Here is a 14,622-nt window from a genome sequence, read left to right on the forward strand (position 1 = left end):
TTCCTGTATCCCCAATCACTTTTAGCATAAGACCGTTTGCGACATAGGGGTGAGAGCTTGCGCTATTCGCGTTTCGCCTAGAAACGTTGTAATTGTGCCCATCACTGGCATAATGGTAGATAGTGTTGTCGTTATATATAAAGGAGCGAAATGCCAGGAGCGAATCTCACCCGTGTCGAAGCCGAGGAACGCGAGTCCGTCATCACCGGGCCGGTCAGCTATCATGTCGATCTCGATCTGACGAAAGGGCCGAAGAATTTCCCGTCGGCCACGTCGATTGCCTTCGACGCCAAACCGGGTTCCTCAAGCTTCGCCGATCTCATCGCCGATGAGGTGAGCGTTATCGAACTGAACGGTGAAAAGCTTGATCACAAAAAGTATTACATTGACAATCGTATTGAGTTGCCAGCTTTGAAGGAGCACAACACACTCAAGGTGACGGCTTCCTGCCAATACTCGACCACGGGCGAAGGCCTGCACCGTTCCGTCGATCCAGCTGACGGCAACGTCTACCTCTACTCGCAGTTCGAAGTGCCGGACGCTCGCCGCGTCTATGCCGTTTTCGACCAGCCCGACATCAAGGCGACGTTCGATTTTGAGGTCACGGCGCCGCAATCCTGGCTGGTCACGTCGAACACCCCGGTCAAGTCCACCGAAAATCTCGACGCGATGACCGCCGAAGGGACGCTCGGAACGCACCCGGCCGAGACTACGAAGCGTTGGGTGTTTGAGACCACGCCGAAGATGAGCTCTTACCTCACCGCCATCTGCGCCGGCCCGTACGCCGAATGGCACACCACCTATGCCAACGAGGATGGCCGGACCATTCCCATGGCGCAATACTGCCGCCAGTCGCTCAAGGCTGATTTCGACAAGGACGCCGACTACCTCTTCGACATCACCAAGAAGGGCTTCGCCTTCTATACCAAGACCTGGGGCGTGCCCTACCCGTACGCCAAGTTCGACCAGATTTATGTGCCGGAATACAACGCCGGCGCGATGGAGAACATTGGCATGGTCACCATCCGAGACTCCTACGTTTTCGGCTCCAAGGTCACCGACGCGCTGGCCGAGCGCCGTGTGGTCACCGTGCTCCACGAGCTCGCGCACATGTGGTTCGGCGACCTGGTGACGATGAAGTGGTGGAACGATTTGTGGTTGAACGAATCCTTCGCCGAGTTCATGTCGAGCCTGTCGACCGCGGAAGCCACGGAATGGAAGGATTCCTGGGCCACGTTCACCTCTGGGGAGAAGAGCTGGGGCCTGAACCAGGATCAGCTGCCGACCACTCATCCCATCACCGCGCCGATCAACGATTTGCATGACACCGAAGTCAATTTCGACGGCATCACCTACGCCAAGGGCGGCTCCGTGCTGAAGCAGCTTGTGGCCTACGTCGGGCGCGACCAATTCTTCAAGGGCATCAACAGCTACTTGAATAAGCACCGGTATGACAACGCGACGCTGAACGACCTGCTGGTCGAGCTGGAAGCGGCGAGCGGACGCGACTTGAAGACCTGGAGCAAGCAGTGGCTTGAGGAAGCTGGCATCAATACCATCGCCGCATCCGTTGAGGAGAACGCCGACGGAACCATCAAATCCCTGACGTTGACCCAGACCGCGCCAGCCGATCATCCCGTCCTGCGTGTCCATCGCATGGCCATCGGCTTCTATAACCGCGACGCGGCTACGGGCAAGGTGGTGCGCACCGACCAGATCGAACTTGACATCGACGGCGAAACCACGGTGGCCACCGAAGCCGCTGGTAAGAAGCGCCCTGATTTCATCCTGCTGAATGATGACGATCTGACCTATACCAAGTTGCGTTTCGACGACAAGTCTCGTGAGTTCGCCTCAGAACATCTCTTCGAGTTCGATGACGCGCTGGCCCGCGCCGTGGTCTGGCTGGCGTTCTGGGACATGACCCGCGACGCCGAATTCCCGGCCGAGCGCTTCATCGACATGAGCCTCAAGATGCTTTTCACCGAACGCGAGTCTACCACGTTCCGCTATGCGTTGAGCACACTCAAGACCACGGCGACGCACTATGTCGCCCCAGCGCGCCGCGAGCAAGTCCGCAAGAAGGTCGCCGACGGTCTGTGGGATCTGGCTAATGAGGCGGAGTCCGGCAGCGACGAGCAGTTCCAGCTGGTCAGCGCCTATCTCGGTTATGGGGAGCCCGGCGACGCCCCGTTCATCTCGAACGTCAAGGGGCTGCTTTCGGGGATGCTCAAGCTCAAGGGTCTCGAGATCGACAACAACATGCGTTGGGCCTTGATCAAGACGCTTGCCGCCGTCGGCGAGATGGATGACGAGGCGATCAACACCGAACTGGCACGCCGCGACACCACCGACAACCGCGAGTTCGCCTACGGCGCCCGCGCTTCCGTGCCAAGCGCCGAAGCCAAGGCATGGGCCTGGGACGCCTCCATCCGCGACCTGAACCTCACCAATTCGCAGCTTGAGGCGGCCGCGCTCGGCTTCTCGTCCAATCTCAAGGGCAAGTTGGCCGCGCCATATCCCGCCAAATATTACGACACGATCGACTGGATTTGGCAGAACCGCACCTTCCACATGGCCGAATCGCTTTTGGAAGACCTCTATCCCGCTTACGCCGATCCGGCCGACCTGGTGAATCTCGGCGACGAATGGCTCGATTCCCACAAGGACGCCGCCCGCGCCCTGCGCAACATCGTCATCGGCAACGTCGAGTCCTCCCGCCGCGCCCTGAAGGTCAGCGCCTACAACGCCAGCCTGGAAGCATAGTGATTCGTGCGTTTTGACGTTTCTATGGCTTTTTGGTGATTAATGGTTAGAGGCAGGATTCATTGATTCCTGCCTCTAACCATATCGGAACTGTCCATTCCGGTTGCGTTGAGGGCAGTATTGGAAGTTTCTGCCTCTAATATGCATGGAACTGATTGTTTCATTGCTGTTAGGGACAGTATCGACAGCTTCCTGCCTCTAATATTTGTATAAGGTTGCAAAGGCAACGCCATTGAAATCATTGGAGCCCGCCTTGGGAATCGGCTAAAGCTGGCAATGCCATCGGCCGGCTCGGTTACGCAAAGTTCAGATGTGCCAGAACAAACAATGGAACAATGGCTCCCAAATGCGACGAAATCGGGCAGTGTTGGCGTGCTCTGGCATGTGGTGAAGTCGGTTAGGTAAGATTGAACACAGTAACATTCGTGCAAACGGAGGATATATCAGCATGCCTAATATGTTTGGAACCGATGGCGTTCGTGGACTGGCGAACAGGGATTTGACCGCAAGGTTGGCGCTTGATCTGGGCGACGCGGCGGTGCGTGTGCTTGGTGATTCCTCGGGAACCGAAGAGGAGCATCGTGAGGGGCGTCGTCGTGCGCTGATTGGCCGCGATACCCGTGTTTCCGGTGATTTCCTGGCTTCGGCGCTCGCGGCGGGCATGAGCGCGGGCGGATTCGACGTCATTGACGCGGGCATCATCCCGACCCCCGGCGTGGCTTACCTGACCAGCGAGCTGAATGTCGAAATGGGCGCGGTCATTTCCGCCTCACACAACCCGATGCCCGACAACGGCATCAAGTTCTTCGCCCGCGGCGGCTTCAAGCTGCCGGATAAGAAGGAAGACGAGATCGAGGCGGTGCTTGGCAAGGATTGGGACCGTCCGACCGGTGCCGGCGTTGGCCGTGTGAGCCACGACATCAGCACCGCCACCAACATGTACATCGACCATCTGGTTTCGGCCATAGCGCCGATTGCGCCCGACAAGACCCAGCCCAAGCCGCTCAAGGGCCTGAAGATCGTAGCCGATTGCGCCAATGGCGCCACTTCGGTGGTCGCGCCGGAAGCGTTGCGTCGCGCCGGTGCAGAGGTATTGGTCATCAACGCCTCGCCGGACGGCTACAACATCAACAAGAAGGCCGGTTCCACACACCCCGAGCAGCTGCAGGCCATGGTCAAGGCCTCCGGTGCCGCGATGGGCGTGGCCTTCGATGGTGACGCCGACCGTTGCCTCGCCGTGGACGAGGACGGCAACATGGTCAACGGCGATCAGGAGATGGGCATCCTCGCGCGTGCCAAGAAGCGCGAGGGCAAGCTCAACCACGATACGCTGGTGGTCACCGTGATGAGCAATCTCGGCCTCAAGCTGGCTTTGAAGGATATGGGCATTTCGACGGTGCAGACCAACGTCGGAGACCGTTACGTCCTTGAGGAAATGCTCAAGGGCGATTACTCCATCGGCGGCGAGCAGTCCGGCCACGTCATCAACCGCGAGTTCGCCACCACCGGCGACGGCACACTGACCGCGCTGACGCTGTGTAATGAGGTCGTCAAGTCTGGTAAGTCGCTCAAAGAGCTTGCCGCGGACTTCCCGCAGTTGCCGCAGCAGCTCATCAACGTTCCCAAAGTCGATAAGAAGGCCGCGCCCACCAATGCCAAGGTGCAGGATGCGGTAACGCGTGAGGAGAAGCTGCTCGGCAGCACCGGTCGCGTGCTGCTTCGCCCCAGCGGGACCGAGCCGTTGGTCCGCGTGATGGTCGAGGCGGAAACCCAGCAGCAGGCCGACGAGGTCTGCCAGCGCCTGGCCGCCGTGGTGGCCGAGGAGCTCGCGATCTGATGTTCTCACACAATAGCAAAGTCGACACCGAACTCAACCACGCCGTCGAGCAGCTGATCAAATCGGTCGGCAAAGACAAGATTCTGCCCATCGTGCAGATGGGGGAGCCTGTTTTACGGCAGAACGCCGCGGAATACAACGGCCAACTCAGCAAGAAAACGCTTGCCAAACTCATCGAGGCCATGCGTGTCACCATGCTCGAAGCGCCTGGCGTAGGCGTCGCCGCGCCGCAGATTGGCTTGGGATTGCGCATCGCCGTGGTCGAGGATCACGTCCGCCCCGGCGGCAGGGGAATCACCGACAATCCCAATGGCAGTGTGGGGCGCAAAGACAGTGATGATTCCTCGGATTCGCAAGCCGATTCCGAAGATGGGGACGTGATCGATGACACGAACGACCCCCGCGAAATCGCCGAATTCCCGTTCCGCGCGATCATCAACCCGACCTATGAGCCGATCGGCACCGAACAGCGCAGCTTCTACGAAGGCTGCTTGAGTTTTTCTGGTTACCAGGCCGTTCGTCGCCGTTGGCTCGACATCACCGCCCGCTGGCAGGACGAGGACGGCAACAAGCATGAGGAGCATCTGCATGGTTGGCCCGCCCGCATTTTCCAGCACGAGACGGACCACCTGAGCGGCGAGGTCTACATTGACCAAGCCGAGATCCGCTCTCTGGCCACCGATGAGAATCTCGAGGACTATTGGTGCGAGGACCCGGTTCCCACCGTCGCCGCGCGTGAATTGGGCTTCAAGCTCGCCTGAGCGTTGTTGATTGCCCATTGTCCGCCGACAACCAGATTGGCTACGGCTCTTCGTTCAACCCGTCCCGTTTTTCTGCTGGCAAATGAGCAGTGCGTCCACCCAATTTTTTGCCTGGTATTTGGACATGATGTGGCTCCGATGGGAATACACCGTGCCGACCGAGATTCCAAGACGTTTGGCGACCTCACATGGCTTCAGACCGACAACGCTGAGCCTGACGATTTTCAGCTCGGTCGGAGTAAGGGGCACGCTCGGCAATGTTGGCTGATCATGCGCGTTCATGTCTTTGAGCGTCTCCGCGAGATCATGGCTTTCTGGTTTGCAGGCCGAAAGATTGTGTGTTCGTTTCCTCTGATTTGCGGTTCGTAAAAAGATATCGCTTCGTTGCGATCTCTTTTGAAGAGGTGTCGAAGACCGGTTACGCCGAAGTTTCGCATTTCTGGTCAGGTCTTTCATGGCGTTTGATATTTCGGTTTCCGCAGTCAGATCCGAATTCTTATGGCGTTTGATGGCGTATAGACGGCATGTTTTGATGCTTGCACATGACAAGCGCTGGCAGATTTCCGCATCGCAACAAACGAGTGGCGGCTCGTTGTCTTCTTTTTCCAAGGACGAGCGGTGTCGGGGTGTCTTTTCTTGGTAAATGGCATCAATGATGCGCGGAAGCTCTTGGTTCAGTTTGGCTTTATTGAGGATGCAGCGTACCTGCGAAGGCAGTTTTACAGGATGCAGGTATTTCTCGATGTGCGAGGTGATGCCGATAATGATGATGTCGGAACGGACTTCTTTGATTTCGTGGAAGATATTGCGTTTGCTCCGCTCTTTCAATGACATGTCGATGATGACGACGTCAGCGGGATGAAAATCGTATAGGGATTTTTGGATGCCGTCCTCAAGTTTGATGGTGCCCCATACCTTGACATGGCATCCGTTGCGGTTTTGCAGACGGCTCAGGATGATCTTCTCATATCGCAGGGCACATGGGTCGTCATCAATCAGGACAATATGTAGTTCGCGTCGTTGCGATGATATTTTCTCTCTCATGATTCAATTTTATATAATACATTGTGAAAACTCTAATTATTTCGGCAAAGTTCAAGGTTTCTTGATTTTCTTGGGATTTGGGCTTTTCGGCTTGACTTTTGACGATAATGTGCAAGTCAAGATTTTATGCATACGCTGGTTGCTTCGGATACCGCTTTTGCCGCCTGCAGATATGGTTGGGGTTGGCAAGTTTTCGCCGTTCGTCGGTTGCTTTGGCGCAGTCTTCCGTTGCTGGTTGGCTCACCGTGCCGGGCGAGTTTTCAGCCGTTGACCAGTTGCCCCGCGCGCTGGTAGGAAATGCCGAGGGCTTGGCCGATCTGGCGCAGCGTAAGGCCGACCTTTCGCAGACCTTTGGCTGCTTTCCGTGATTCCCTAGCGGCCAGTGCATTGGCTTGCCGGGATTGCTCGCGGTAACGCTTCATGGCCTCGAGGTGCGCCTCGACCTCTTCGGGGAACCTCATCTCCTGCTTGATGGCGAAATCCCGGTCCCCGGTCATGATCTCGATGAGGTCCCGCGCCATGGTGTCCACTTCACTGAGGGTTCGTGCCTGAGTCACCCCGACTCCCGGAATGGTGAGTATCCAGTATTTCTCATCCGGCTCGACTGTGACGGAGTAGCTTGCTTGGTGAACTGTTTTATTGCCGTAAGCGTCGTAGCCTTTTTTAAGTTTCTTTGGTCTCATTGCGAATTCTCCTGTTCTAAGGCTGATATGACTTCTTTCATAATCACCTCTGCTTGGCGTTTTGCTATTTCCTTATGTCTTGGAATGGGAATCATCCGGTTATTCAGATAATAGATTTCGTGGTTTCCTCCTTGACGGCGATGATAGAGTTTCACCCCTTGAGCTTTCGCGGTCTCTCGTATTTGCTTGATAAGCTGCTTTCTTTGAACCATATACTAAACCCCAATCTAGACGAAAAGCACAATCCCACACTAGATAAAAGTGCTGCCGTGCCGTAGCCGATGCCTGTTCTTCGTAGCTTAGGGAATCGGAGTCGTTTGCCGTGTTAAAAACGACCACTGTGGTCGAACGCTGGCACTTATCCACATTTCGGGCGTGTCGCGTTTGCTGTGCAAAGCCGGGTGGATGATTTGGTATGACAAACCGACAGAATGATGAATATTGCGGCGTTTTAATTTGACAAGCCGATACAACTGTGTATCATGAGAATTGTACATGATACACAGTTGTACCAAGCAATTGAGTATCCAAAGAAGAAAAGCCCGATTCGGGTCATTCTCCGGATAGACGCTCAAGAGAGCTGACGTATGTGATGAGAATGGTAAAGGAGCCAAAAATGGGTAACGCAAAAAGAGTCGTCGCGGTCCTAGCCGCTGCGGCGACGATGATTGGTCTGGCAGGTTGTGGTTCGGGAAATTCGGGCGGCGCTGGCTCGGATTCCAAGGCTGATTTGGTCTTCTGGGGCTGGGACACCGGCAATTCCATGAAGAAGATCATCGCCAACTTCGAGAAAGCCAACCCGGGCGTGACCGTGAAGTTCAACAACACGGGCACCGCAGAAAAGACCTCCACCGCGCTGACCAACGCGGTCGCGGCGAAGAAGGGCATCCCGGACGTGGTGATGCTCGAGGACCCGACGGTCACGCAGTTCGCGGTCACCGGTGACCTCGCCGATCTGAGCCAGTTCGGCGCGAGCAAGCTGGCCAACGACTTCACCGCTGGCCCTTGGAACAAGCTGCAATACAATTCCAAGCCCTACGCGCTGCCGATTGACGCGGGCCCGGAGATGTTCTTCTATAACAAGGCCGTCTTCGACAAGGCCGGCGTCGACGGCGAGTCGATCAAGACCTGGGACGATTACTATGAGGCCGCCAAGAAGATCAAAGCCGCCGGATCCTACATCACCAACAGCTCGGGCAGCTCAGGTGATTACCAGCCCTTCACCGCGCAGGCCTGGCAGGCCGGCGCCAAGCCTTGGAAGGTTGACGGTGAGAAGATCACCATCGACATGACCAAAGACGAGGGCATGAAGAAGTACATCGACTTCCGTCAGAAGCTGATCGACGAGGATCTGATCGATACTAAGACCGCGAACTGGTCGGACGAATGGAACCGCGAGTTGAACGACGGCACCCTCGCCTCGCTGACCATCGGCGCTTGGATGCCGGTTAACCTCATCAGCGGTGCCCCCGACCAGAAGGGCAACTGGCGCGTCGGCTCGCTTCCGCAGTGGGAGGCCGGCAAGCAGGTATCCGCTGAAGATGGCGGTTCCGCGCTCGCCGTACCCAAGGCCGGCAAGTCGCAGGCCGCGGCCTACAAGTTCGTTAAGTACATGACCCACGATGCAGGCGCCCAGCAGATGGCCGACACCGGCACCTTCAGTAGCCTGAAGAAGATCCTCAACTCCAGCACCTTCACTGATCCGTCCAGCGCGGCCAACAAGAAGGTCAACGACTACTTCGGCGGCCAGAACGTCAACAAGATCCTGGCCGAAGGCGCGCAGCGTCCGGTCGAGAAGTTCCAGTATCTGCCTTACAACCCGTTCGCCCAGACCGCTTACGGCGACGAGATCTCCAAGGCCTACACCAAGGAGATCACCCTGGAGAAGGCCATGCAGAACTACGCGCAGAAGCTCGCCGACCACGGCAAGCAGGAAGGTTACACCGTAACCCTCAAGTGACGCGTATAGCGCATAACGAAATGAGCGGAGGAGATCGTGGCGTGGCCCGTTCTTCTCCGCTATTACAAAGGAGTGTATTTTGTCAACGAAAATAGCTAAGGATGGCGCTGGGGGAGTCTCCGCCGACGCTGGCCTGGGCGACGTTGCCGCATCCTCGGCGGCCTCGGCTTCCAGAGGGTCCACGGTGCAGGTGAACAGGCATCGTGTGGACTGGCGTGGTTGGAAGTTCTTGTGGCCGTTCGTTCTGGTGTTTCTGTTCGTGTTCGTGGTCCCGGTGCTCTACGCGGTGTATCTGTCGTTCTTCCAGTCGAGGATGATCGGCGGCACCGTGTTCGTAGGATTTGAGAATTATGTGCGTCTCTTCCACGACGGCCAGTTTTGGAGTTCGGTGTGGCGCGTGACGCTCTTTACCATCGTCCAGGTGCCGATCATGCTGTCCCTGGCCGCGCTTCTGGCGTTGGCTTTGGATTCGATGAAACTGCATGGCACGAAGTTCTTCCGCATCTCGACCTTCCTGCCTTACGCGGTGCCAGCCGTGGTCTCCACACTGGTGTGGGGGTTCATGTACGGCGCGAAATACGGCCTCGTCGGCTCGCTGAACGGTTGGCTGGGCACACATCTGGATGTCTTACAGCCGAGCGTCCTTTTGGCGGCGATCGGCAACATCAACACTTGGGAGTTCACGGGCTACAACATGCTGATCTTCTATTCCTCCCTGTCCACGATCCCGCATTCGCTGTACGAGGCGGCTTCGATTGACGGGGCGAGCGAATGGCAGATCGTGCGCAAGATTAAGATGCCGGAGCTCAAGGGTTCGCTGGCGATCACGGTGATCTTCAGCATCATCGGGAGCTTCCAGCTGTTCAATGAGCCTTCGATCATGCAGAACATGGTTCCGGGCAACGCGATCACGACGTATTACACTCCGAACATGTACGCGTATAACCTGAGCTTCACCGGCGGGCAGAGCAACTACGCCGCGGCGCTGGCGATCGTGATGGCCGTGATCACCATGGTAATCGCCTACGCGGTGCAATTGAACAGCATGAAGGAGCAGATGAAATGAGTGATGCCACCACCATGCCGGCCGAGGCCACAGCGGGCCTGAAGCGTATGTCCGCCTCCGAGCTGAAGGCGCAGGAACGCGCCGCGCAGAAAGCCGAGAGGGCGCGTCAACGCCAGGTGTCGAAGGACGAGGCCGCGGAGCGCAAACGCAGCGCGCGCAACGGGTTCAGCAACCCGGACAACCCACGTCGTAGCTGGGCGTTGACATTCATCGTCGGTATTTTCGCAATCTACTGCCTCTTCCCGTTCGTTTACCTGCTGATCAACGCCACCAAGACGCAGTCGGACTTCACCTCGACGTTCGGCCTGGGCTTCGGCCACACCTTCGCCCTGTGGGACAACATCGTCACTGTGTTCACCTACCAGGACGGCATCTTCGGCCGCTGGCTGCTGAACACGATTTTCTATGTGGTCGTCGGGGCTGGCGGGGCGACCTTGCTGGCGATCATGGGCGGCTACGCGCTGGCCAAGTTCCGCTTCCCGGGCCGCAAGGCCGTCTTCGCGGTCATCATCGGCGCGATTTCGGTGCCTGGCATCGCCTTGGCCGTCCCGCAGTTCCTGCTCTTCGCCAAGCTGGGCCTGACCAACACGCCCTGGGCGATGATCCTGCCCAGCCTGATTTCGCCGTTCGGCCTGTATTTGATGTGGATATTCTCGGAGCAGGCGGTGCCCACTGAGCTGATCGAGGCGGCGCGCGTGGACGGGGCGGGCGAGTTCCGCACCTTCTTCACCATCGCCCTGCCGCTTCTGGCCCCGGGCATTGTCACGACCGCGCTGTTCACGATTGTGGCGACTTGGAACAACTACTTCCTGCCGTTGATCATGTTGAAGGACGCGGATTGGTACCCGCTGACCATTGGCCTGAACCAGTGGAAGGACCAGGCCTCGACGGCCGGCGGGCAGGCCATCCAGAACCTCGTCATCACGGGCTCCCTGGTCACCATCGTCCCGTTGGTGATTGCGTTCCTGCTTCTGCAGAAGTACTGGCAGTCCGGCCTCGCCGCCGGCGCCGTCAAAGAATAGCCGCGCGCGTCCATCCACTCGTTGCATAACCAAAAGGAATAAACCCATGTCTGTGTCCCAAACGCCAACACTAGGCCGCGACGGCCTCGGTCCGCGCCGTCCGTTCCGCTGGCCCCGGTTGCTGACGCCTGACGGGCGCGGCATCGCCTATGGGGGTGATTACAACCCCGACCAATGGCCCGAGGACGTCTGGGACGATGACATACGCCTGATGAAACAGGCCAAGGTCAACGTGGTGGCCCTCGGCGTGTTCAGCTGGGGCCGGCTCCAGCCTGGGCCGCAGACATGGGATTTCGATTGGCTTGACAGGATCATCGGCAAGCTTGGCAAGGCCGGCATCGCGGTGGACCTCGGATCGGCCACGGCCACGGCACCGATGTGGCTATATGAACAGCATCCCGAGGTGCTTCCCGTTGAATCCGATGGAACGGTGGTGCGCCCTGGTTCGCGGCAATCGTGGAGCCCTTCCAGTCCGGTCTTCCGCGAGTACGCGCTGGCGTTGTGCCGCAAGCTGGCCGAGCGGTATAAGGACAACCCATACGTCGTCTCATGGCATGTCGGCAACGAATACGGCTGGAACAACCGCCATGATTATTCCGAGGATTCGCTTCGTGCGTTCCGTCGCTGGTGCAAGAGGCGTTATGGCACCATCGAGGCCGTCAACGAGGCCTGGGGCACCGCGTTTTGGTCGCAGCAGGTTTACTCGTTCGATGAGATCGCATTGCCGATGCATCCGGGCGACGACGCGATGATCAATCCCAGTGTCCAGCTGGATTTCGAACGGTTCGGCTCGGACGCCCTGAAGGATTTCTACATCGCCGAACGCGACGCCATCGAGGCGATTTGCCCCGACAAGCCGCTGACGACGAATTTCATGGTGGCCGCCGACCAATGCGTCCTTGACTATGCCGATTGGAGCGACGAGGTCGATTTCGTCTCCAACGACCAGTACTTCACGGCCGGAGAGCGTCATTTGGACGATCTGCTGTGTGCCGACGCCCTGCTTGATTCCTTGTCGCAGCGCTTGCCATGGTATTTGATGGAACATTCGACCTCGGCCGTGCAATGGAAACCGGTCAACGCCCGCAAACGTGGCGGTGAGCTGGTCCGCGACGCTTTGGCGCATGTGGCCATGGGCGCTGACGCCATCAACTTCTTCCAATGGCGTCAATCGGCTGCCGGCTCAGAGGCTTTCCACTCCGCGATGGTCCCCCACGCCGGAGAGCGTACCAAGGTGTTCAGCGAGGTCTGCGAACTTGGCAAGGCGCTTGAAGTGTTGTCGAGCGCCGGTGTGCAAGGCAGCGAGTTGGAGGATCGCGATGTCGCCATCCTCTTCGACGCCGAATCGGAATGGGCCACGAAATGCAGGACGTTGCCGACCTCGAAACTGGACCATTGGGGCGCTGTTGGTGACTGGTACAGCGCGTTCCTTGATATCGGGCGTCGCGCGGATGTCGTGCCGTTGCGCGCTGATTGGAGCGGATACCGTGTCATCGTGCTTCCCGGCGTGCTGGCGCTTTCCGATCGACAGACGCAACGAATCAAGCGATTTGTGGCAGGCGGTGGCACCATCATCGTCGATTACGCGACCGGGCTCGTGGACGAGCGTTTCCATGTCGGTCTTGGTGGTTATCCGGGAGCGGGAGGTGGCGTGTTGCGCGAGGTGTTGGGCGTCACGGGTGAGGAATTCAACATCCTTGGGCCCATCGACGGCGAGCCGGATGAGGTGCGGCTTTCCAACGGGGCCGTCTCCAAGCTGTGGCAAACCGTCATCGGCTCCCGGGATGAAACCGTGGAAGTGCTCCAGACCTATGCGGGCGACGAGGCCAAGGAGTGGGAGCTTGATGGCGCCCCCGCGTTCACTTGTAATGCATACGGTGAAGGTAAGGCGTTCTATCTGGGTTGTGATCTCGATGGCGAAAGCATCGCGGCGCTGTTGCGGCGGTATCGCGATCAATGGGAGCCTGGGGCTTCTTCGGATATGTATGACAATCAAGATAACGGTGCAAGCGCGCAAGGCGCAGCCGGTCTGGTCCACGTCCGGCGTCGTGGTGAGTCGGGGATTTTCGATTTCTATATGACGCGCGGTCGGCAGCAGGCCAGAATCCCTCGTGTCGATGGGGATGTTGTCCTTCTTTATCGGGGACGTGTGATGCATGGACGGGACGACACAACCAGCTTCGCCGACGGCGGGAGTATTGAAATCTTTGACAATAATGGGGACGCGGGAAAGCGGACTTTCGGTGCCTCCTGTGTTCTCGATAAAAATGGGATATTGGTCACACATCGGCTGGGTTGATGATAGATTCATATGAAGGTTAAAGGAGGCCGGCAATGACGCATGACGCGACGCATCACGGTATGCATGAGGAGCATCGGCATATCACGCTGCGCAGTGTGGCCGATGCTGCCGGGGTTTCGCTCAAAACGGCTTCGAACGTCATCAACGGCACCGGTCGCATGACGGACACCACACGCGAGAAGGTCAAGAAGGTCATCGCCGAGCTGGGCTATCAGGTCAACGTGGCGGCCCGCAACCTCAATCGTGGGCAGACCGGGTTCATCACCCTCGCGGTGCCGACGCTCACCCCGCCATACCTTGCGGAACTGGCGAACCGAGTGATCGACGAGGCGCGCAAACGCAGGTATTCCGTTTATGTCACCACGTATGCGGAAGGCTCGGCGAAAGGCGCGCGAGACATGCTGCGTTCGTTCAATCCCACCGTCTCTGACGGCATCATCCTTTCGATGAGCGAGCTGGAGGACATCTCGGCCGAGGACTTCGATGTTGATTTCCCTCTGGTCGTCGTCGGCTCGCGCACGACGTGGGGCAAGGCCGACCATGTGACCCCAGACGATGTGGGGGCGGCGGCGAAAGCGACCGGTTACCTTATTTCCAAAGGCAGCTCTCATTTGGCGGTGGTGGGCGCCCGCGAGCCATTCGACGAAAAGCGGTTGGCCAGCGCCAAAGAAGGCAACGCCGAGCTGCGCCTGCGAGGCTTCGTCGAGGAATGCCGTCGGCGTGATTGCAACCTCGACCCGGAATTGATCGGGGTCACCCCCAAGGACTGGACCATCGGTGCTGGCGCCCGTGCCACGCAGGCGCTGATCGATACCGGCAAGCCATTTGATGGCCTGCTGGCGTTGAACGACCAATTGGCCCTCGGGGCGATCTCCGTGCTTTTGACCAACGGCATCAGGGTTCCTGAAGACGTCCAGGTCATCGGTTTCGACAACAGCGAGGAATCCGCCTATCTGCAGACCCCGCTGACCACGATGGACTCGCGTCTGGATTGGACGGCGCCCACCGCCGTCGAGCGCATCATCGGCCGTATCCACGGCACCATCAAGGCCCCGGAACTGCTCACGGCTGAATCAAGGATCATCGTCCGGTCGACAACCAGAAAATAACCAAGCGATAACCGGTCCAATTCATGCCAGATGACTAAGCATCGGCGATTCCGGCGCGCCGAAAACCCATGA

At 58.2% G+C, this 14,622-nt stretch carries 11 protein-coding genes; 8 read left to right on the forward strand and 3 right to left on the reverse strand.

Annotation, left to right across the window (positions count from 1 at the left end; genetic code table 11):
- Positions 1-150: 150 nt before the first annotated feature.
- The 3 genes from pepN to OZX73_RS02125 all read left to right on the forward strand — a co-directional run bounded on the left by pepN (position 151) and on the right by OZX73_RS02125 (position 5,364).
- A complete protein-coding gene (gene pepN, locus OZX73_RS02115; protein ID WP_277150202.1) occupies positions 151-2,766 on the forward strand; it encodes an aminopeptidase N in 2,616 nt (871 codons plus the stop codon).
- 448 nt (positions 2,767-3,214) lie between these two features.
- Positions 3,215-4,603, forward strand: coding sequence for a phosphoglucosamine mutase (gene glmM, locus OZX73_RS02120; protein WP_277150205.1), 1,389 nt, complete (start codon positions 3,215-3,217; stop codon positions 4,601-4,603).
- Positions 4,603-5,364 (forward strand): peptide deformylase, encoded by a 762-nt coding sequence (locus OZX73_RS02125; RefSeq protein ID WP_277150207.1) that lies wholly within the window; start codon positions 4,603-4,605, stop codon positions 5,362-5,364. Before glmM ends, OZX73_RS02125 begins: the two co-directional genes overlap by 1 nt.
- Before the next feature lie 54 nt (positions 5,365-5,418).
- Here the strand turns inward: OZX73_RS02125 and OZX73_RS02130 are convergent, their stop codons facing one another.
- From OZX73_RS02130 to OZX73_RS02140, 3 genes are all read right to left on the reverse strand, one after another.
- Positions 5,419-6,408 carry a helix-turn-helix transcriptional regulator gene (locus tag OZX73_RS02130; RefSeq protein WP_277150209.1) on the reverse strand — a complete coding sequence of 330 codons (990 nt, stop codon included), beginning with the start codon at positions 6,406-6,408 and terminating at the stop codon, positions 5,419-5,421.
- A 260-nt stretch (positions 6,409-6,668) separates the two neighbouring features.
- The gene (locus tag OZX73_RS02135; RefSeq protein ID WP_277150211.1) at positions 6,669-7,091 is read right to left on the reverse strand and encodes a hypothetical protein; all 423 of its coding nucleotides are present in this window, start codon (positions 7,089-7,091) and stop codon (positions 6,669-6,671) included.
- A complete protein-coding gene (locus tag OZX73_RS02140; RefSeq protein WP_277150214.1) occupies positions 7,088-7,303 on the reverse strand; it encodes a hypothetical protein in 216 nt (71 codons plus the stop codon). Before OZX73_RS02140 ends, OZX73_RS02135 begins: the two co-directional genes overlap by 4 nt.
- A 404-nt stretch (positions 7,304-7,707) precedes the next feature.
- On the opposite strand from OZX73_RS02140, the gene OZX73_RS02145 reads away from it, so the two are divergent.
- The 5 genes from OZX73_RS02145 to OZX73_RS02165 all read left to right on the forward strand — a co-directional run bounded on the left by OZX73_RS02145 (position 7,708) and on the right by OZX73_RS02165 (position 14,550).
- On the forward strand, positions 7,708-9,051 hold the full coding sequence (locus tag OZX73_RS02145) for a sugar ABC transporter substrate-binding protein (protein WP_277150216.1): 1,344 nt from the start codon (positions 7,708-7,710) through the stop codon (positions 9,049-9,051).
- Between the two features lie 133 nt (positions 9,052-9,184).
- Positions 9,185-10,117 carry a sugar ABC transporter permease gene (locus OZX73_RS02150; protein WP_277150886.1) on the forward strand — a complete coding sequence of 311 codons (933 nt, stop codon included), beginning with the start codon at positions 9,185-9,187 and terminating at the stop codon, positions 10,115-10,117.
- On the forward strand, positions 10,114-11,139 hold the full coding sequence (locus OZX73_RS02155; protein ID WP_277150218.1) for an ABC transporter permease subunit: 1,026 nt from the start codon (positions 10,114-10,116) through the stop codon (positions 11,137-11,139). The genes OZX73_RS02150 and OZX73_RS02155 overlap by 4 nt, the downstream gene beginning before the upstream one ends.
- Positions 11,140-11,185: 46 nt before the next feature.
- Positions 11,186-13,438: a beta-galactosidase gene (locus OZX73_RS02160; protein ID WP_277150220.1), complete on the forward strand. Its 2,253-nt coding sequence runs from the start codon at positions 11,186-11,188 to the stop codon at positions 13,436-13,438.
- 35 nt (positions 13,439-13,473) lie between these two features.
- Entirely contained in the window at positions 13,474-14,550 is a 1,077-nt protein-coding gene (locus OZX73_RS02165) for a LacI family DNA-binding transcriptional regulator (RefSeq protein WP_277150223.1), read from the forward strand.
- Positions 14,551-14,622: the final 72 nt, after the last annotated feature.

It is taken from the genome of Bifidobacterium sp. ESL0775 (assembly GCF_029395475.1).
Classification (GTDB): Bacteria; Actinomycetota; Actinomycetes; order Actinomycetales; family Bifidobacteriaceae; genus Bifidobacterium.

What these genes read in the sequence shown, in the direction of transcription:
- OZX73_RS02125 (WP_277150207.1), top strand. Translation starts at nt 4,603, where the DNA reads ATGTTCTCACACAATAGCAAAGTCGACACCGAACTCAACCACGCCGTC.
- OZX73_RS02165 (WP_277150223.1), top strand. Translation starts at nt 13,474, where the DNA reads ATGACGCATGACGCGACGCATCACGGTATGCATGAGGAGCATCGGCAT.
- glmM (WP_277150205.1), top strand. Translation starts at nt 3,215, where the DNA reads ATGCCTAATATGTTTGGAACCGATGGCGTTCGTGGACTGGCGAACAGG.
- OZX73_RS02135 (WP_277150211.1), bottom strand. Translation starts at nt 7,091, where the DNA reads ATGAGACCAAAGAAACTTAAAAAAGGCTACGACGCTTACGGCAATAAA.
- OZX73_RS02130 (WP_277150209.1), bottom strand. Translation starts at nt 6,408, where the DNA reads ATGAGAGAGAAAATATCATCGCAACGACGCGAACTACATATTGTCCTG.
- pepN (WP_277150202.1), top strand. Translation starts at nt 151, where the DNA reads ATGCCAGGAGCGAATCTCACCCGTGTCGAAGCCGAGGAACGCGAGTCC.
- OZX73_RS02160 (WP_277150220.1), top strand. Translation starts at nt 11,186, where the DNA reads ATGTCTGTGTCCCAAACGCCAACACTAGGCCGCGACGGCCTCGGTCCG.
- OZX73_RS02155 (WP_277150218.1), top strand. Translation starts at nt 10,114, where the DNA reads ATGAGTGATGCCACCACCATGCCGGCCGAGGCCACAGCGGGCCTGAAG.
- OZX73_RS02140 (WP_277150214.1), bottom strand. Translation starts at nt 7,303, where the DNA reads ATGGTTCAAAGAAAGCAGCTTATCAAGCAAATACGAGAGACCGCGAAA.
- OZX73_RS02145 (WP_277150216.1), top strand. Translation starts at nt 7,708, where the DNA reads ATGGGTAACGCAAAAAGAGTCGTCGCGGTCCTAGCCGCTGCGGCGACG.